Source organism: Actinoplanes ianthinogenes (assembly GCF_018324205.1).
Taxonomy (GTDB): domain Bacteria; phylum Actinomycetota; class Actinomycetes; order Mycobacteriales; family Micromonosporaceae; genus Actinoplanes; species Actinoplanes ianthinogenes.
Genome location: NZ_AP023356.1, coordinates 5,013,376 through 5,032,739, shown reverse-complemented (window position 1 = coordinate 5,032,739; position 19,364 = coordinate 5,013,376). Strand labels below are relative to the sequence as shown.

Below are 19,364 nucleotides of genomic sequence, written 5' to 3'. Positions count from 1 at the left end.
CCGCGGCAGGAGACGGCGAGAGGCTGCGCCGGCGGACGGTGCCGGCGCAGCCTGGTCTCGGCCGGTCAGTGGGCCAGGAGGAACGTTTCGCGCAGGGCGTGGTAAGCGGGCTTGGGCTGGAGGTTCTCGTCCGTCAGGGTGGCGGAGCCCTCACCGCTGAAGACGCCGGGGACCCAGGAGTACTTGTCGGTGAAGCCCCACACCGTGTACGAGACACAATGCTTCACCAGCAGGCACGCGCGCAGCAGGCGGTTGAAGCCTTCGGCCTGGGCCTGCACCTTCGCGGTGTCGGCGGGGAGCAGCATCCGGACGTCGACCTCGGTGAACGCGGTCTTCAGGCCGAGCTTGTCGAAGCGCTGGACGTTGGCCAGGACGGTGTCCGGGAAGCCGTACTGGACCGCGAGGTGCCCCTGTATGCCGTATCCGTGCACCGGCACGCCCTGCGACCGCAGCTGCTTGACCAGCGCGTAGTAGGCGTCGCTCTTGGCGTTGACGCCCTCGTTGTTGTAGTCGTTGAGGAACAGCAGCGCCTTCGGGTCGGCCTGGTGCGCCCAGCGGAACGCGTCGGCGATGTAGTCCGGCCCGAGCGCCCGCAGCCAGATGGTGTCGCGCAGCGTGCCGTCCTCGTTGAAGACCTCGTTCGCCACGTCCCAGGCCCAGACCTTGCCCTTGAAGTGCCCGACTTCGTCGAGGATGTGCTTGCGCAGCAGCGCGCGCAGCTGGTCGGGGGTGTAGTTCGCCTCGGTCAGCCAGGACGGGTTCTGGTTGTGCCAGACCAGGGTGTGCCCGCGGACCAGCTGCCGGTTCTTCTGGGCGAACGCGACGAGCTGGTCAGCGGCGGTCCAGTCGTAGACCCCGGGCTGGGGTTCGACGACCTCCCACTTCATCACGTTCTCCGGGGTGACCGTGTCGAACTCGCGGGCGACCGCCGCCTTGTAGGGAGCGTCGGCGGCGAGCGCCGCCATGTCGACGGCGGTGCCGACGCGCACGTCGGTCCCGCGCGCCGCGGCCCGCAGCGACCCGTCGTCCGCCCCCGGGTGTGCGCTGGCCGGGGTGGACCCGGCCACCGCCAGGCTGACCGCGAGGAACGCGGCGATGCGTCCAAATCTCATCTGAAGTGCCTCCGAAAGTTACGGTGACATGCCGAAACGTTATGCACCATGGCTGCAGGGCGTCAACCGTGTCCATCGATGATCGTCCGAGCATTCGGATGGCGCAGTAGCCGATATTCCGCTCTTGACGCCATAGATGGGCAGCTCTACGTTACGAAGATCTGTCCCGGATATTTCCGAAACTTTCGGAGCGTGCCATGTCCACCAGACGCCAGCTCTTCGCTCTCACGGCCGGTGCGGCCGCCGCCGGCGCGCTCGCCGAGAGCCCCGCGGCGGCGAGCCCGCTCCGGGAGATCGCCACCTGGGCCGCGGTGCCGACCACCATCCCGCCCACCGCCCCACTGGTCCTCACCGATCAGACCGTGCGGCACGTCGTGCACCTCAGCGTCGGCGGCGACCGGCTCCGGGTCCGGCTGACCAACGAGTTCGGCGAGACTCCGCTGCGGATCGGCGAGGTGCGGGTGCGGCTGGGCGCGATCGACCGCCGGGTCACCTTCAGCCGGCACACGTCGGTCACCGTCCCGGCCGGCGCGCCGATCGTCAGCGACCCGGTCGACCTGCGCGTGCCCGGCGGCGCCGACCTGGTGGTCAGCCTCTACCTGCCGGAGCGGACGCCGGTCACCACGCTGGCCGCGTTCGCGTTCCAGGACAACGTGATCGCCGACGGCAACGTGACCGCGGCGCCGACCGTGACGCCGGTCCGGACGATCCAGCAGTACCTGTTCCTCTCCGGGGTGAGCGTGCGGGCCTCCGGCGGGGCGATCGTGACGCTCGGCGACTCGATCACCAACGGCGCGAACACCGCGGCGAACGCCAACCACCGCTGGCCGGACCTGCTCGCCGCGCGCCTGCACCACAGCCGCGGGGTGGCCAACGTCGGCGTCTCCGGCAACCGGCTGCTGCACGACCCGAACCCGCCGGCCGGCAACCCGGCGGTCGGCTACGCGGCGTATTTCGGGCAGAGCGCGCTGCGGCGCTTCGACCGGGACGTGCTCGCCCAGCCGGGCGCGGAGTTCCTGGTGGTGCTGCTCGGGGTGAACGATCTCGGACACCCGGGTACGTCCGCGCCGCTCGACGAGGTGGTCTCGGCGGACGATCTGATCACCGCGCACCGGCAGCTGATCGCCCGGGCGCACCGGGCCGGGCTGCGCGCCTACGGGGCGACGGTGCTGCCGTTCAAGGACGACACGCTCGGGTTCTACAGCGCCGAGAACGAACGGAAGCGGTCGGTGCTGAACCGGTGGATCCGGACGTCCGGGGAGTACGACGCGGTGATCGACTTCGACGCGGCGATGCGGGATCCCGCGGACCCGCTGCGCTTGAACCCCGCCTACGACAGCGGCGACCACCTGCACCCGAACGACGCCGGGATGGCCGCGATGGCCGCCGCCGTGCCGCTGCGACTGTTCAAGATCTAGAGGGCTCCGGGACCGCCTCGGGAAGCAGCCCGGCGAGCCGTCCGGTGACGGCGGTGGCGATCTCCTCGGCCGGCCGCGCCGCGTCCAGCACCAGGTAGCGCTTCGGGTCGGCGGCGGCCAGGTCGAGGAAGGCGTAGCGGACCCGGTCGTGGAACGCCTTCGACTCGGACTCCAGCCGGTCGGTGCCCTCACCCCGGGCACTGACCCGGCCCAGACCGACGTTCGGATCCACGTCCAGCAGGACGACCAGGTCCGGCTTGAGGCCGCCGGTCGCCCAGGAGGAGAGCCAGGAGATCTCCTGGACCGGCAGGGTACGACCGGCGCCCTGGTACGCCAGCGACGAGTCCACGTACCGGTCGCTGATCACCACGGCGCCCCGGGCCAGCGCCGGCCGGACCACGGTGGCCACGTGGTGGGCCCGGTCGGCGGCGTACAGCAGCGCCTCGGCCCGCGGCGACGGCCCCTCCCCGTGCTCCTTGTTCAGCACCAGCCCACGGATCCGGGACCCGATATCGGTGGCGCCCGGCTCCCGGGTCACCACGACGTCGCGCCCCTGCGCCTTCAGCGCGTCGGCGAGCCGGGTCACCTGGGTCGACTTGCCGGCACCCTCGCCGCCCTCGAAGACCACGAACAGCCCGGTGCGGACGAACTCCTCCGGCGGGGTGAGCGGCCGCCCGCGGACCGACCCGAACAGGTCGGCCAGGATCGGCACGCCCCGCTTGTCGTCCATCTGCCGGAACGCGCCGATGCCCACCCAGATCCCGATCGCGCCGGCCACCAGCAGCAGCACCCGGGTGGACGAGACGGCGAAGCTGAGCGGGCCGAGGTCGACCTGCCGCGAGCTGCCCAGGCCGACCAGCAGGCCGGCCAGGGTGATGGCGAGCAGCAGCACCATCCGGACGCCGATCTGCACCACGGCGAAGACCCGGCCGCGGACCGCGTCGTCGACCTCGCCGTAGAGCAGGGTGGTGCCGGCCAGGAACGCCATGCCCGCGCCGGCGCCGACCAGCAGCGCGCCGACCAGCGCCATGGACAGGTGGAACGCCAGGCCGAGGAACATCACCGAGCCGCTGGCCAGCACGATGTTCATGCCGAACCAGCGACGCCGGGACAGGTCCTTGACGATCATCGGGCCGACCCCGATGCCGACCGCCAGGCCCAGGAAGATGGTGCCGAAGAGCAGGTAGAACGCGGCCTCACCGGCGCCCAGCGAGGTGGCGTAGGTACGCGCCGCGCCGATCACCACGCCGCCGGCCGCGAAGGCGCCGAAGATGCCCAGCACCAGGCCGCGGACCAGCGGGGTGCCGCCGATGTACTTCCAGCCCTCCAGGAACTGCTTGAACATGCTCTGCTCGGCGTCCCGCTGGCGCTCGGCGCTCCTGCCGCCGATCTCCTTGATGCCGAAGAACACGACGAGCGCGGTGGCCAGCCGGGACAGCGCGTTCATGTAGAGCGCGAGTTGCACCGGCTGCGCCCAGTCGGGCAGCGAGACGCCGGAGTGCTGCACGCCGGCGGTGAGCGCGGAGAGGCTGAGCGCGGCCAGGATCGGGGTGATCCCGTACGTCGTGACCAGCGTCAGCTGGTTGGACACCTCGATCTGCGACTTGTGGTGCAGCAGGTTGGGAACCGCGGCCTCCTTGGCCGGGATCCAGATCAGGGTGATGGTCTCGCCGATGAAGGTGGCGATGGTGGCCCAGGTGACGGTCAGTGCCGGCGAGCCGCCGAGCAGCGGGACCAGCGGGATCGAGCCGTAGAACACGAACCGCAGCAGGTCGGTGATCACCATCGTGTAGCGCCGGTCGAACCGGTCGGCGAAGACGCCGGCGATCGGGCCGAGCAGCAGCGCCGGCAGCAGGCGGACGGCGATCGTGCCGCCGAACGCCGCGCCCTGCGCCGCCGTGTTGGTGAACTGCGCGGAGGCGAACAGGCCGGTGGCGAGCAGGCCGATCCAGTCGCCGAACGAGGCTGCGCCGAGCACCAGCCAGAGGCGGCGGAACGGGCGGATCCGGAGGACGGAGCGCAGTGCGGCCGCGCCGGAGAGGTCGACCGGCGCGGTTTCCTGGCGGCTTTCCGTGTTGATGGCCCTACCTCCCCGTGGTCACTGCTCGCAGCACTGTATCCGGCGATACCAGGTGACCGGGGGTTCCCACCATGGAGTCAATCAGAGATGAATGTCTTTCGCGTTGCGCCGGGACGGGATAGCGTGCGCGTGTGCTCACCGACCGCAACGCCCTGCGCCGCCGACTGGAGAAGGCCACCGACCACCTGGAGACCCCGCTCGCTGTGGTCGACCTGGCCGCGTTCGACGACAACGCGGACCGGCTGACCGCTCGCGCGGCGGGCAAGCCGATCCGGGTGGCGAGCAAGTCCGTGCGGTGCAGATCGCTGCTGGAGCGGGTCCTGGCCCGGCCGGGGTGGCACGGCGTGATGGCGTACACGCTTCCCGAGGCGATCTGGCTGGTCCGCACCGGGGTGACCGACGACGTGCTGGTGGCGTACCCGACCGCCGACCGCACCGCGCTGGCCGAACTCGCCGGCGACGAGAAGCTGGCCGCCGCCATCTCGATCATGGTGGATCACCCGTCTCAGCTCGACCTGGTCGACCAGGTCTCCTCCCCCAAGGATCGCCCCACCGTCCGGCTCTGCCTGGATCTCGACGCCTCCTGGAAACCGGCCGGTCCGCTGCACGTCGGCGTCCGGCGCTCCCCGGTGCACTCCGCGGCCCAGGCCGGCGCGCTGGCCCGGGCGATCTCCGCCCGGCCCGGGTTCCGGCTGGTCGGGATGATGTCGTACGAGGCGCACATCGCCGGGGTGGGCGACGATCCGCCGGGCCGGGCGCTGCGCGGCCGCGCCATCCGGCTGATGCAGAGCCGGGCACTTCCGGAGCTGCTGGGGCGGCGCGGGGCCGCGGTCCAGGCGGTCCGCGAACACGCCGATCTGGAGTACGTCAACGGCGGCGGCACCGGCAGCGTCGCCGCGACCAGCGCCGACCCGTCGGTCACCGAGGTCACCGCCGGGTCCGGCCTGTACGGCCCGACCCTGTTCGACGCGTACCGCAACTGGCAGCCCACCCCCGCCGCGTTCTTCGCGCTGTCGGTGGTGCGCCGCCCGGCCCCGCGGATCGCGACCGTGCTGGGCGGCGGCTGGGTCGCCTCCGGCCCCGCCGAGGCGTCCCGGCTGCCGGTGCCGTACCTGCCCGAGGGGCTGGCGTTCAAGAACGACGAGGGGCCGGGCGAGGTGCAGACCCCGCTGCTGGGCGAGGCCGCCGAGCGGCTGCGCCCGGGCGACCGGGTGTGGTTCCGGCACGCCAAGGCCGGCGAGATGTGCGAACACGTCAACGAGCTCCAGCTGGTCGACGGCGACACCGCGACGCCGGCCCCGACGTACCGGGGAGAGGGTCATGCCTTCCTGGGCTGACCCGGCGAGCGCCGGATCAGGCCTGGACGTGCCGGTGCAGATATTCCCGGATCAGCGCTTTCGCCTCGGTCAGCACCGCCTCGTCGCCGGCCGGGTCCCGCCGGAACGCCAGCTTGATCAGCGCGTCGGCGGCCTCCACCGAGATTTGCAGGGCGAACCGCACCCGGGCCCGGTCGACCAGCCGGAACTGGTCGGTGAGCAGCTCGGCCAGGCGCTCCGCGATGACCGCGTTGTTGTCCCGGTCCGAGTCCAGCAGGTGCAGGTCGACGACGTCGCCGAAGTGCAGCGTGCGGAAACCCGGGACGCTGCGGTGCATGTGGATGTAGCCGTCTATGGCCGCGTCCACCGCGTCCCACCAGTGGGTGAACGTCTCCGCCGCGAAGCGGTCGGAGAGGCTCTGCAAGTAGGCATCCATGTTGCGCAGCGCGAGGGCCTGCACGATGGCCCGCTTGTCCGGGAAGAACTGATAGACCGAGCCGATGGCGACCTCGGCTCGCTCGGCCAGCAGCGTCGTGGTCAGGCCCTCATAGCCGACCTCGTCCACGAGCTCGGCGCAGGCGTCGAGCATGCGTTGAACCCGGGCAACGCTTCTGCCCTGCACCGGAACCCGCCGCAGCGGTCCGGTGCTGACGGTTGGTGTCGACACGCGTCGCCACTCCCTCTCAGCAGTGAAATTCATCCACGAGTCGTGAATAAATTCCAGAGATAAATCGAACGTTACTCGGATCAACGAGCGAGGCGCATCGACGGGACGCCAGGTGCTGGTGTCCGCTCGGACGGAGGACAAAAGCCGGAATGACTACACCCGTTAACTCCCGCCGGTGGACCAACTGGGGACGCAACCAGGAGTCCGTCGCCGAGGTGCTCACGCCGGGAAGCATCGACGAGGTGGCGGCCATGGTCACGGCCTCCGCCGAGGCCGGACGCCGGATCAAGACGGTCGGCAGCGGGCACTCGTTCACCGCCATCGCGGTCGCCGACGACCGGCGGATGTTCGTGCACCGGCTGAACCAGCTGATCTCGGTGGACGGCCCGCTGGTCACCGTGCAGGCCGGGATGCAGCTGTCCACACTGAACGCGCTGCTGGCCCGGCACGGGCTGGCCATGCCCAACCTGGGCGACATCGACGTGCAGACGGTGGCCGGCGCGATCTCCACGGCGACCCACGGCACCGGGATCAAGCACGCCACGCTGGCCTCCTGCGTCGAGGCGGTCACCCTGGTCACGGCCGAGGGCAAGATTGAACGGTACGACCTGGACTCCCCCGAGTTCCCCGCCGTGCGCGCCGGTCTGGGTGCGCTCGGAGTGCTGGTCGAGGTGACGCTGCGCTGCGTGCCGGCGTTCACCCTACTTGCCGACGAGAAGCCGATGGCACTGGCCGACGTGCTGGCCGGCATCGAGGAGTGGATCCCGGCAAATGACCACGTGGAGTTCTACTGGTACCCGTACACCGACCGGGCTCAGCTGAAAGTCAACAACCGGGTGCCGGAGCACGACCGGCCGCTGCCCCGGTTCCGCGGCTGGCTGGATGACGAGTTTCTGTCGAACACGGTTTTTCAAGGTGTCTGCACAATCGGGCAGAAGTGGCCGGGAGCGGTGCCGACCATGAACGCGCTCGCCGCCCGCGCGCTGAGCGCCCGCAGCTACACCGACCGGTCCGACCGGGTGTTCTGCACCCCGCGCCGGGTCCGGTTCACCGAGATGGAGTACGAGGTCCCGCGCGAGGCGCTGCCCGAGGTGATCGACGCGCTGCCCCGGCTGATCGAGTCGCTGCCGTTCAAGGTGCTGTTCCCGGTCGAGGTGCGGTTCACCGGGCCGGACGACGTCTGGCTCTCGCACGGGTACGGGCGGGAGTCCGCCTACATCGCGGTGCACCAGTTCCTCGGCAGCCCGTACGAGCAGTACTTCAAGGCCCTGGAAGCGCTCTGCGAGCCGCTGGGCGGGCGGCCGCACTGGGGGAAGCTGCACTACCGGACGGCGGCGGACCTGCGTCCGGCGTACCCGAAATTCGACGACTTCCTGGCCGTGCGCGACCGCCTCGACCCGGCCCGGGTCTTCACCAACGAATACCTGGACCGGGTTTTGGGGGCCTGACTCACTCGGTGGAGGCCGCAGCCTTGCGGGGTGCGGCCTTCTTGACCGGCGCGGCCTTCTTGGTCGCCGTGGCCTTCTTGGCCACCGCCTTCTTGGCGGGGACGGCGGCCTTCTTCGCCGGCGCGGCCTTCTTCGCGGCAGCCTTCTTCTTCGGGGCCGGACCCTTCGCGCGCTTCTCGGCGATCATCTGGATCGCCTCCTCGAGGGTCAGCTCCTCGGGCGTCTGACCACGCCGCAGCGTCACGTTCGTCTCGCCGTCGGTCACGTACGGCCCGAAGCGGCCGTCCTTGACCAGCAGTGGTTTCTCCGAGACCGGGTCGACGCCCTCCAGGTCGCGCAGCGGCGGCTTGGGCGCACCGCGCTGCCCACGCACCTTCGGCGCGGCCAGCATGGCGAGGGCCTCCTCGAGGGTGACCGTGAACAGCCGGTCCTCGCTCTCCAGCGAGCGCGAATCCTTCTCCCGCTGGATGAACGGCCCGAACTTGCCGTTCCGCGCGATGATCTCGTTGCCGTCGGCGTCCTTGCCGACCACCCGGGGCAGCGACAGCAGCTGGAGCGCCTGCTCCAGGGTGAGCGTCTGCGGCGACTGCGTGGAGAACAGCGACGACTTGCTCTCGCCGGACTGCACGTACGGTCCGAAGCGACCGGATTTGATCAGCACCGGCTCGCCGGTCGCCGGGTCCTCGCCCAGCGTCCGGTCACCGTTGCCGGCCAGGAAGAGCTCGGCCACCTTCTCCGGGGTCAACTCGTCCGGGGCCACGCCCTCCGGGATCGACGCGCGGTCCTCGGCCGGCTCCTCGGCGCCCTCCGGCGTCGGCCCCTTGCGCTGCAGGTACGGCCCGAACTTGCCGACCCGGACGACGACCTGCCGGTTCTCCTCGTCGGTGAAGAGCGGGATCGAGTTGACCTCGCGCGCGTCGATGGCGCTGAGGTTCTCGGTCACCATCTTCTTCAGCCCGCCGGCCCGGGCGATCTCCTCGTCCGCCCCGCTGGCCTGGCTGCCGAAGTAGAACGACGTCAGGAAGTCCAGCTGGGTGCCGTCACCGGCGGCGATGTCGTCGAGCTGGCCCTCCATCGCGGCGGTGAAGTTGTAGTCGACCAGCCGTGGGTAGTGCCCCTCCAGCAGGCCGATCACCGCGAACGCCAGGAACGACGGGATCATCGCCTGGCCACGTTTCTCCACGTAGCCGCGGTCCTGGATGGTCTGCATGATCGACGAGTAGGTGGACGGCCGGCCGATGCCCAGCTCCTCCAGCGCCTTGACCAGCGAGGCCTCGGTGTACCGGGGCGGCGGCGAGGTGTGGTGGCCCAGCGCGTTCAGCTCGTCGGCGGTCAGCGGCTGGTCCTTCACCAGGTTGGGCAGGCGGCGCTCGGCGTCCTCGGCCTCGGCGTTCTCGTCGTCGGACGACTCCACGTAGGCCCGCAGGAAGCCCGGGTCGGTGATCGTCTTGCCGGAGGCCGCGAAGTCGGCCTCCTCGTTCGCCGTGGAGACCGCGCGGATCCGGACGCTGATCGAGTTACCGACCGCGTCGGTCATCTGCGAGGCGATGGTCCGGCGCCAGATCAGCTCGTAGAGCTTGAACTCGGCGGTGGTCAGCTCCTTGGCGACCTCGCCCGGGGTCCGGAAATTGTCCCCGGCCGGGCGGATCGCCTCGTGCGCCTCCTGCGCGTTCTTCGCCTTGGTGGTGTACCGCCGGGGTTGCGGCGGCACGTTGTTCGCCCCGTACAGCTCGGCGATCTGACGGCGGGCGGCGGCGATGGCGGTCTCGGAGAGGTTCACCGAGTCCGTACGCATATAGGTGATGTAGCCCTTTTCGTACAGGCTCTGCGCGGTGCTCATCGTCTGCTTCGAGGAGGACCGCAGCTTGCGGGACGCCTCCTGCTGCAGCGTCGAGGTGGTGAACGGCGCATACGGCCGGCGCCGGTACGGCTTCTCCTCGACCCGGGTGACGGCGAACGAGCGGCCCTCCAGGCGGGCGGCCAGCCCGCGGGCGCCGGCGCCGTCCAGCTGCACCACGGCCGCGCCCGGCTTGAGCTGCCCGGTGGTCGGCTCGAAGTCCTTGCCGGTGGCGATCCGGTCGCCGTCCAGCGCGATCAGCGTGGCCTGGAACGAGCGCGGCCCCTCGACGGTGCCCTGCACCGCCAGCTGCGCCTGGATGTCCCAGTACTCCGCGGAGCGGAACGCCATCCGCTGCCGCTCCCGCTCGACCACGATCCGGGTGGCGACCGATTGCACGCGGCCTGCCGACAGGCCGCGCATCACCTTCTTCCACAGGACCGGGCTGACCTCGTAGCCGTACAGCCGGTCCAGGATGCGGCGGGCCTCCTGCGCGTCGACCAGGGACCGGTCGATGTCGCGCGGGTTGGCCACGGCGGCCTGGATGGCGGGCTTGGTGATCTCGTGGAAGACCATCCGCTTGACCGGCACCTTGGGTTTGATCGTTTCGATCAGGTGCCAGGCGATGGCCTCGCCCTCGCGGTCCTCATCGGTGGCGAGGAAGATCTCGTCCACCTCTTTCGCCAGCTTCTGCAGCTTGGCCACCTGCTGCTTGCGGCTGTCGGAGACCACGTAAAGGGCCTGGAAGCCGTTGTCGACGTCGACGCCGAGCCGCGCCCACGGCTGGCCCTTGTACTTGGCCGGTACCTCGTCGGCGTTCTTCGGCAGGTCACGGATGTGGCCGACGGAGGCCTCGACGAGATAGTCGGGACCCAGATAACCGGCGATCGTCTTGGCCTTCGACGGAGACTCGACGATGACCAGACGGGTCGTCCTGGCGTCACTCGGCACGGCACTCCCAGTTCGTTCGTTGAGATCCTCGGCGTCTCCGCCCGGCCCTCGGCGTTCCCAGCCCGGCCTCGGCGACAGCCGCGACAGAGCGCAGACGTTCAACGTAACGCGCCGGACGAGCCCTCATTCCCGGGGAACCCCGCAGTCGGATGGTAACGGTCCGGCCACCGCACGCGTCCGACCGCGACACCGTACACCGGAAGGACGCTGTTATGTCGGACACATTCCGCGAAGATCATGCAGCCGCGCCGCCTGGCCAGAACTCCGCGGGGGCGGCCTCGGGGCGCTCGCCGACCAGCTCGGCCAGGCGGGTGAGGCGACGGCGGCCGACTATCACGTATCCCTGGCCGTCGTCGGTGACGCGGCCGGCCAGACCGGCTCGGACCAGCGCGGCGTCCACCGCGAGCGGGTCTTTCGCCGGGTCGAGGCCGAGGCGGTAGCCGCCCGGCCGGGGGTAACCGGTCGCCGCCACCCAGAGGCGCAGGCGTGGGCCGGAGAGAAAGAGCTGTGCGGCGGCGGCCGGCCAGGCGGTGGCGAGAGCGTTCAACCGTCGGGAGTACGCGGTGCGCACCTCGAAGCGGGGAGGCGGCGGCTCCTCGGGAGTGGCCGGGATCTCCTCGACGAGTTCGTCACCCGGGTCCGGCTCCGGGCGTACCGTAAGCGGATCTTGATCTTGCGTCACCGGTGTCCAGGTCGCGGCCAGGCCTCGGGAGACCAGCTCGGCGACCAGCACGTGCACCCGCCACGCGTCGTCGACGATCACCGACACCCGGGCGGTCCCGCCCATCCGGCCCAGCTGCCCCGGGCCGGCCAGCAACCCGGCGAGATCGGCCGGCGACGGCTCGGTCGTCTCCGCCCCGAACATCGACAGCTGACGGCCACCCGGACGGCCCGGAACACCCCGCGGGTGCGGCCGCCGCTCCACCGGAACCGGCGGCGGCAGCGTCTCCCGCGGGATCAGCGGCCACCCGGTCTCCGTCATCGGCACTCGGGCAGCGACTCGAAGGCCTGCCGAAGCTCGACCGAATCGAGTTTCGAGGTGTCCAGGCCACTTTTCGCATACTCCTGGTCGAGCCGCTCGACGACCTTGGCCACCTGGTCGTAGAACGTGTTCGGCGGGCTGGTGGGGAGGGCCTCGATGCCGTCGTGCGCGGTCCCGTAGGCATCCCGCATGCCGGTCAGCGAGCCGACGAAGGCGGCCGCGATCCTGTCGCCGTCGGTGACGTCCGGCACGCCGGCGCGCTCCACCTCGGCACGCGCCTTCTCGCTCGCCGCGCGGGCGCCGTCGAAGAGCCGGGCAAGATTCTCTTTCGCCTGGCCGGGGGTGGTGCGGGTGGTCATCTGCTGCTGGGTGCGGGTGGTCAGGGTGCCGATCTCGCTGCGCCAGGGTGACAGGGCGGTGCACACCGAGGAGGCCCAGGCCTGCGCTCCGTGCCCGGAGGAACAGCCGGCGAGCCACACCACGAGCACGAGGGAGATCATTCGGACCGCGCGCATGGGAGCAGCGTACGGCCTGGGTCGGACAATCGGGGAAAGCGAACGGGCACCCGGCGGACGCCGGGTGCCCGTTGTGGACGGTGCGGGGCTCAGCCCACGTTGTCCTTGATCCGCGACTGCGCCGTCGCGTCGTTGTGCTGCGCGTCCTGCGCCGCCTTGGCGGTGTCCGCGGCGCCGGCGGCCGAGGCCTCCGACTCCTCGCCCATCGAGATCGGCTTGCGCTTGCTCCAGACCACCGAGGCGGTCACGATCGCCACCGCGACCAGCGCGATGGCCACCCGCAGCCCGGTGTTCGCGTCGGTGCCGATGCTCCAGGTCACCACGGCCGGCGCGATCAGCAGCGAGACCAGGTTCATCACCTTGATCAGCGGGTTGATCGCCGGACCGGCGGTGTCCTTGAACGGGTCGCCGACGGTGTCGCCGATGACCGTGGCGGAGTGCGCCTCGGAGCCCTTGCCGCCGTGCGCGCCGTCCTCGACCAGCTTCTTCGCGTTGTCCCAGGCGCCACCGGAGTTGGCCAGGAAGACCGCCATCAGCGTGCCCGCGCCGATCGCGCCGGCCAGGTACGCCGCCAGCGCGCCCGCGCCCAGCCCGAAGCCCACCGCGATCGGGGCCATGATCGCCAGCAGACCGGGGGTGAGCAGCTCGCGCTGCGCGTCCCGGGTGCAGATGTCGACCACGCGGCCGTACTCGGGCCGCTCGGTACGGTCCATGATCCCGGGGTGCTCGCGGAACTGCCGGCGCACCTCCATGACCACCGCGCCCGCCGAGCGGGACACCGCGTTGATCGCCAGGCCGGAGAAGAGGAACACCACCGCCGCGCCGATCAGCAGGCCGACCAGGCTGCGCGGGTTCGCGATGTTCAGCAGCTGGTAGATCTCGCCCTGCGTGTCGGTGATCCCGGCGTCGGCGAGCGAGCTGGCCAGGCTGTTGGTGTACGAGCCGAACAGCGCGGTCGCGGCCAGCACCGCGGTCGCGATCGCGATGCCCTTGGTGATCGCCTTGGTGGTGTTGCCCACCGCGTCGAGCTCGGTCAGGATCTTCGCGCCCTGCTCGTCGATGTCACCGGACATCTCGGCGATGCCCTGCGCGTTGTCCGAGATCGGGCCGAAGGTGTCCATCGCCACGATCACGCCGACCGTGGTGAGCAGGCCGGTGCCGGCCAGCGCCACCGCGAACAGCGACAGGGTCAGCGACGAGCCGCCGAGCAGGAACGCGCCGTAGACGCCCGCGCCGATCAGCAGCGCCGAGTACACCGCGGACTCCAGGCCGACACTGATGCCGGCCAGCACGACGGTGGCCGCGCCGGTCGCCGAGGACTTGCCGATGTCCTGCACCGGACGCCGGTTGGTCTCGGTGAAGTAGCCGGTCAGCGCCTGGATGGCGGCGGCCAGCACGATGCCGATCACGACCGCGCCGATCGCCACGAACTGCGGGTTCCGGCCGCTGTCCACGATGTCCTGCGCGATGCCGGCGTTGCCGAACCCGGCGAAGCTGTCCGGCAGGTAGAGGAAGGTGACCACCGCGACGGCGATCGCGGAGACCACCGCGGACAGGTAGAACGCCCGGTTGATGGCGGTCAGGCCGTTGCGGTCGGACGGGCGCAGCCGGGTGATGAAGACACCCAGGATCGCGATCACCACACCGATCGTCGAGACGATCAGCGGGAAGATCAGGCCGTCCTGGCCGAACGCGGCCTGGCCCAGGATCAGGGCGGCGACCAGGGTCACCGCGTACGACTCGAACAGGTCGGCGGCCATGCCGGCACAGTCGCCGACGTTGTCACCGACGTTGTCGGCGATCGTCGCGGCGTTGCGCGGGTCGTCCTCCGGAATGTGCTGCTCCACCTTGCCGACCAGGTCGGCGCCGACATCCGCGGCCTTGGTGAAGATGCCGCCGCCGACCCGCATGAACATCGCGAGCAGGGCGGCGCCGAAGCCGAAGCCCTCCAGCACGGTCGGCGCGTCACTGTTGAAGATCAGCACCACCAGGGCGCCGCCGAACAGGCCCAGGCCGACGGTGAGGAAACCGACCACGCCACCGGTGCGGAACGCGATCCCCATCGCGGTCTCGCGGCCGCCGGACTCCCCGGCCGCCGCGGCGACCCGCAGGTTGGCCCGCGTCGCCAGCGCCATGCCGGCGCCACCGATGAATGAGCTGAACACCGCTCCGACCACGAAGAACAGTGATCGGCCGATCTTCACCCAGGTCTCGTTGTCGGTGTCGTGCACCGGCAACAGGAACAGCAGCACGACCGCGATCACCACGAACACGGCGAGCGTCTTGAACTGCCGGAACAGGTATGCCGACGCGCCTTCCTGCACGGCGCCGGCGATCTCCTGCATGTTCTTGGTGCCCCGGCCGGTGCGCAGCACCGACTGGACGAACATCGCGGCGAAGCCCAAGGCGATCAGGGCGAACACCAGCGCGACGATGACGAATGTGACGTTGGATCCGCTCAGGGACACTCCGCCACCTTCGGCGGCGAGGTTTACCGAGGTCCCGGACATCAATGTCCTCCTACACACACCGACCGCACCCGAGATGGTGGACGAGACCTCCGGGCGCTTGCTAACGATCGACCGGACCCGCGGACGCGGGACCAGCAGTAGCTGATAACTCGCGTACTGTATAGGTCCGGCGTGGCGATCGTCACATGGCGACCCGGCCGTGTCGCGGTGATGTTTACCGCTGTGTTAGCACTCAACTCAGCGGGTATCCGGGTTCGTTGATCTTTTTGCTGGTCGGCGGCTTATCGCGATCCGCCACCAGAAATATCCGGAATGTCGTAATTGAGGATAGGTGCGGGCCGGCGGATCGTCCGTTTGCCACGCCTCAGATCAACTTCAAGGTCTTTGGATGCGCGCGTCCGCTCGGGTGCGGACCGCATGCTCCCGCGCGGGCCGGGCGGCCTGATCTGGCCGCTGGCGCGTCCAGAGCGATCAGCCCACCCTTCATTGCCCGTGGGTGGTTCCGGAGATCAAAAACCGGGTGCCCCGCTCAGCGGCGGGTGACCGGCCAGACCATGCGGACCTCGGTGCCGGGGCCGTCATCGACCGGGCGGACCTGGAGGTCGTCGACGAAGCCCGCGAGCAGGGCGAAACCGACGCCGGTGGTGAGATCGTCCTCGGTGAGCGACTCGGCGGCCAGCTCGTCCGGGGGAAGCTTGGTGAGACCGATGCTGGCCTCGATCGGGGCGTGGTCGATGACCCGGACGGTGTACGAGCCCGAGTCGGACATCTCCACCGTGACCAGGTCGGCCAGCCCGTACTGCCGGTGCAGGGCGACTGCCCGGGTGCACGCCTCGCCGATCGCCAGGCGCACCTCGTCCAGCAGCGCCTCGTCGACCCCGGCCCGCCGGGCCACCGCGACACCGACCAACCGGGCGGTGCGAACGTGCACCGGCGCCGGCGAGAAGGACAGCCGAACCGTAGCCATCACGAAGCGGGACCGCTGCCGTCGCGTTCGGTGGCGGCCTCGACCGTGGGGAAGATCGGGAAGACCTGGTCCAGCGCGGTGATCCGGAAGATCTTGAGAAGTGGCTCCTTGGCACAGACCAGGCCGAAGGTGCCCTGCGCGGTGCGTAGTCGCTTGAGCGCGCCGACCAGCACGCCGAGACCGGTGGAGTCGAGGAACTCGACCCGCTCCAGGTCGACCACCACGTCCCGGGCACCGGCGTCGACCAGCTCGATCAGGCGCTCGCGCAGCCGGGGAGCGGTGTAAACGTCCACCTCGCCACCGACTTCGAGCACCGTGTGGTCGGCGACGGTCCGGGTCGCCAGCGACAGCTCCATCGGTCCTCCTCCCTGATCTCCCCCGCGAATCTAACCACCGACCGGCATCGGGCGACGCGTGGCACCCACCGTCCTACCCGTTTGAGGCGGACGGCAAGCCGGCCCGGTCCTGAGTTTGGGGAGCGCCGCTTGATGGTGTCAGAGTGCTTGGCGTGACTGCCACCGCCTACGGCCCCGCCGAGCTGCTGCACCACCTGCGAGCACGGACCAGCAGCGCCGAGCAGTCCCCGATCACGCACGTGGAGCACGTCACCGCCCGCGCCGGCCGAGTCGCGGCCTGGCCCTCCTGGATCGACGACGATCTTCGTGCGGCGCTCGTCGGGCAGGGGATCGCCGCGCCGTGGGAGCACCAGGTGACCGCGGCCACCCTCGCCCGGCAGGGTACGCATGTGGTGCTGGCCACCGGAACCGCTTCCGGCAAGTCCCTGGCCTACCAGTTGCCGGCCCTCACCGCGCTGGCCGAGGATCCCCGGGCCACCGTCCTCTACCTGGCCCCGACCAAGGCCCTCGCCGCCGACCAGCTGCGCAGCCTGGCCCGCCTCGGCCTGGACGACGTCCGCCCGGCCACCCTGGACGGTGACACCCCGCGTGAGGAGCGCGAGTGGATCCGGCAGCACGCCCGGTTCATCCTCACCAATCCGGACATGCTGCACCACTCGCTGCTGCCCCGGCACGATCGGTGGGCCACGTTCTTCCGCCGGCTCAGTTTCGTGGTGATCGACGAGTGTCACGCGTACCGGGGCGTTTTCGGCTCGCACGTGGCACACGTGCTGCGCCGGTTGCGGCGGGTCGCCACCCGGTATCGCGGCGCGCCCACGTTCGTCCTGGCCTCGGCCACCTCCGGCGATCCGGCCGGGAGTGCCACCCGGCTGGTCGGCGCCCCGGTCACCGCCGTGACCGAGGACGCGTCGCCGCGGGGTGCGGTGACCTTCGCCCTCTGGGAGCCGCCGCTGCTCCCACCTGCGTTCGATCCCGCCGCGTCCGGCCCCACCTTCTCCGCGCCCACCTCCTCCGCGCCCACCTCCTCCGCGCCGGCCGCCGGTCCCGCACACGCCGGCCTCGCCTCCGGACCTGGCACCGGTCCCGCACACGCCGCCCCCGCCTCCGGACCGCGCACCAGTCCCGCACACGCCGCCCTCGCCTTCGCGCCAGCCGCCCGTCCCGCGCACGCCGGCCTCGCCTCCGGACCGGACTCCGGTCCCGCACACGCCGCCCTCGCCCCCGGACCGGCCGCCGGCCCCGCACACGCCGCCCTCGCCTCCACGCCAGCCGCCGGTCCCGCGCACGCCGCCCTCGCCTCCGGACCGGACTCCGGCCCCGCGCACGCCGGCCTCGCTTCCGGACCGGGCACCGGTCCGGCGATCGCCGGCTTCGCGGAGGTGCCGGTGCGGCGGTCGGCGCTGCGGGAGACCGCGGACCTGCTCGCCGACGCGGTCGTGGCCGGCACCCGCACCCTCGCCTTCATCCGCTCCCGCCGCGGCGCCGAGGTCGTCGCCACCATGGCCCGCCGCTCCCTGGACGAGGCCGTGCCCGGCCTCGGCACCCGCGTCGCCGCGTACCGGGGTGGCTACCTGCGCGAGGACCGGCGCGCCATCGAACAGGCCCTGCTCTCCGGCGAACTGCTCGGCCTCGCCTCGACCAACGCCCTCGAACTCGGCGTCGACCTGGCCGGCCTGGACGCCGTGCTGATCTGCGGCTGGCCCGGCACCCGGGCGTCCCTCTGGCAGCAGGCCGGCCGGGCGGGCCGGGCCGGCGGCGAGGCGCTCGCCGTGCTGATCGCCCGGGACGACCCGCTCGACACGTACCTCGTGCATCACCCGGAGGCGCTGTTCGGCCGGCCCGTCGAGGCCACCGTGCTCGACCCGGCCAACCCGTACGTCCTCGGCCCGCAACTGTGCTGCGCCGCCTCCGAGGCGCCCCTCACCGAGGCCGACCTGGAGCTCTTCGGCGGGGAACCGGCCCGGGCCACGATCGAGGCGCTGGTCCGGGCCGGCGCGCTGCGACGGCGGCCGTCCGGCTGGTACTGGACCGAACGTGGCCGTCCGGACGTCGACCTGCGCGGCACCGGCGGCGCGCCGGTCTCGGTCGTCGAGGCGGCGACCGGGCGGCTGCTCGGCACCGTCGACCAGGGCTCGTCGCACGTGATGCTGCACGACGGCGCGGTCTACCTGCACCAGGGCGTCTCGTACGTGGTGGACGAGCTCGACCTGGAGGACGCCGTCGCCCTGGTGCACCAGGAGGAGCCGGACTGGACGACGCACGCCCGGGACGTGACCGACGTGTCGGTGGTGGAGGTGCGGTCGTACGTCGACGCCGGCCCGGTCGGCCTGTTCCTCGGCGAGGTGGACGTGACCAGCCAGGTGGTGTCGTACCAGCGACGCCGGCTGGGCAGCGGCGAGGTGCTCGACACCAAGCCACTGGACCTGCCGGTGCGCGAATTGCGTACCGTAGCCGTCTGGTTCACCGTCTCCCCGCGGGCCCTGGCCGCGGCCGGGGTGGAACCGGCCGACGTGCCCGGCGCCCTGCACGCCGCCGAGCACGCCGGGATCGGCCTGCTCCCGCTGATGGCCACCTGCGACCGCTGGGACATCGGCGGCCTGTCCACCGCCAACCACCCGGACACCGAGGCGCCGACCGTCTTCGTCTACGACGGGCATCCGGGCGGCGCCGGTTTCGCCGAGCGGGCCTACGCCACCGCGGCGGAGTGGCTGCGGGCCACCCGGGATGCGATCGCGGCGTGCGGCTGCGAGGCCGGCTGCCCGTCCTGCGTCCAGTCCCCGAAGTGCGGCAACGGCAACAATCCGCTCGACAAGCCGGGCGCCGTCCGGGTCCTCGACACGGTCCTGGCCGCACTGCCTCACGAGCCCGAGTAAGCGACCGGCCCGGCACGGGCCGCCGCCGTCGCGGTGACCGGCAGCGACCGGACCGTCACCTCGGTCCGCACCACCACCTCCAAGCCGGTGACCTCGCACGACGTCACGCGGGCGCCGTTCGCCGCGGCGTACCGCCCGGCCGCCGCGCAGGCCGGCCCGGCCCCCTCGATCGTGCGCCCGGCCGCGGCCAGTGCCGCCAGGTCCGCGGCGTTGCGCGCGGTGTGCCGCGCGAGCCGCGCCGACGCCACCATCGCCCCGGCGAGCCCGGCCAGGATCAGGGCCAACCCCACCGCCAGCACGAAGATGGACGCCGCTCCCCGATCCGCCGCCTCCGGATCGTCCGGAGGATCCACCCGCACTGTGCCCGGCAT

General features: G+C 71.3%; 14 protein-coding genes. 4 read left to right on the top strand and 10 right to left on the bottom strand.

The features are described from left to right. Positions 1–65 precede the first annotated feature (65 nt). Positions 66–1,112: an endo-1,4-beta-xylanase gene (locus Aiant_RS22665; protein WP_189334544.1), complete on the bottom strand. Its 1,047-nt coding sequence runs from the start codon at positions 1,110–1,112 to the stop codon at positions 66–68. A gap of 197 nt (positions 1,113–1,309) precedes the next feature. Between Aiant_RS22665 and Aiant_RS22660 the strand changes: the two genes are divergently transcribed. Next, a complete protein-coding gene (locus Aiant_RS22660) occupies positions 1,310–2,530 on the top strand; it encodes an SGNH/GDSL hydrolase family protein (RefSeq protein WP_189334543.1) in 1,221 nt (406 codons plus the stop codon). Here Aiant_RS22660 and tmk read toward each other — a convergent pair. Next, positions 2,520–4,535: a dTMP kinase gene (gene tmk, locus Aiant_RS22655; protein WP_425322708.1), complete on the bottom strand. Its 2,016-nt coding sequence runs from the start codon at positions 4,533–4,535 to the stop codon at positions 2,520–2,522. The genes Aiant_RS22660 and tmk overlap by 11 nt on opposite strands. Positions 4,536–4,741: 206 nt before the next feature. On the opposite strand from tmk, the gene Aiant_RS22650 reads away from it, so the two are divergent. After that, positions 4,742–5,947, top strand: coding sequence for an amino acid deaminase/aldolase (locus Aiant_RS22650; RefSeq protein WP_189334542.1), 1,206 nt, complete (start codon positions 4,742–4,744; stop codon positions 5,945–5,947). Positions 5,948–5,963: 16 nt separating this feature from the next. On the opposite strand, the gene Aiant_RS22645 is transcribed toward Aiant_RS22650, so the two are convergent. Then, a complete protein-coding gene (locus tag Aiant_RS22645; RefSeq protein WP_189334541.1) occupies positions 5,964–6,593 on the bottom strand; it encodes a TetR/AcrR family transcriptional regulator in 630 nt (209 codons plus the stop codon). Between the two features lie 149 nt (positions 6,594–6,742). Between Aiant_RS22645 and Aiant_RS22640 the strand changes: the two genes are divergently transcribed. Further along, on the top strand, positions 6,743–8,041 hold the full coding sequence (locus Aiant_RS22640; protein WP_189334540.1) for a D-arabinono-1,4-lactone oxidase: 1,299 nt from the start codon (positions 6,743–6,745) through the stop codon (positions 8,039–8,041). A gap of 1 nt (position 8,042) precedes the next feature. On the opposite strand, the gene topA is transcribed toward Aiant_RS22640, so the two are convergent. The 6 genes from topA to Aiant_RS22610 form a co-directional block, all read right to left on the bottom strand. Beyond that, complete coding sequence (topA, locus tag Aiant_RS22635; RefSeq protein ID WP_189334539.1) at positions 8,043–10,829, bottom strand: type I DNA topoisomerase; 2,787 nt, start codon at positions 10,827–10,829, stop codon at positions 8,043–8,045. Between the two features lie 235 nt (positions 10,830–11,064). Next, positions 11,065–11,811: a hypothetical protein gene (locus tag Aiant_RS22630; protein WP_189334538.1), complete on the bottom strand. Its 747-nt coding sequence runs from the start codon at positions 11,809–11,811 to the stop codon at positions 11,065–11,067. Further along, positions 11,808–12,326 carry a hypothetical protein gene (locus tag Aiant_RS22625; RefSeq protein ID WP_189334537.1) on the bottom strand — a complete coding sequence of 173 codons (519 nt, stop codon included), beginning with the start codon at positions 12,324–12,326 and terminating at the stop codon, positions 11,808–11,810. The genes Aiant_RS22630 and Aiant_RS22625 overlap by 4 nt, the downstream gene beginning before the upstream one ends. A gap of 89 nt (positions 12,327–12,415) precedes the next feature. Further along, a complete protein-coding gene (locus Aiant_RS22620) occupies positions 12,416–14,836 on the bottom strand; it encodes a sodium-translocating pyrophosphatase (protein ID WP_189334536.1) in 2,421 nt (806 codons plus the stop codon). A 490-nt stretch (positions 14,837–15,326) separates the two neighbouring features. Next, positions 15,327–15,767, bottom strand: a complete 441-nt coding sequence (locus Aiant_RS22615; RefSeq protein ID WP_189334535.1) for an ATP-binding protein — start codon at positions 15,765–15,767, stop codon at positions 15,327–15,329. Next, positions 15,764–16,120: an STAS domain-containing protein gene (locus tag Aiant_RS22610; RefSeq protein WP_185038879.1), complete on the bottom strand. Its 357-nt coding sequence runs from the start codon at positions 16,118–16,120 to the stop codon at positions 15,764–15,766. The genes Aiant_RS22615 and Aiant_RS22610 overlap by 4 nt, the downstream gene beginning before the upstream one ends. 152 nt (positions 16,121–16,272) lie before the next feature. Here Aiant_RS22610 and Aiant_RS22605 point away from each other — a divergent pair, with 152 nt between their 5' ends. After that, positions 16,273–18,993 (top strand): DEAD/DEAH box helicase, encoded by a 2,721-nt coding sequence (locus tag Aiant_RS22605; protein ID WP_425322609.1) that lies wholly within the window; start codon positions 16,273–16,275, stop codon positions 18,991–18,993. On the opposite strand, the gene Aiant_RS22600 is transcribed toward Aiant_RS22605, so the two are convergent. After that, complete coding sequence (locus Aiant_RS22600) at positions 18,978–19,364, bottom strand: Rv3654c family TadE-like protein (RefSeq protein WP_189334533.1); 387 nt, start codon at positions 19,362–19,364, stop codon at positions 18,978–18,980. The two genes, Aiant_RS22605 and Aiant_RS22600, sit on opposite strands and share 16 nt — an antisense overlap.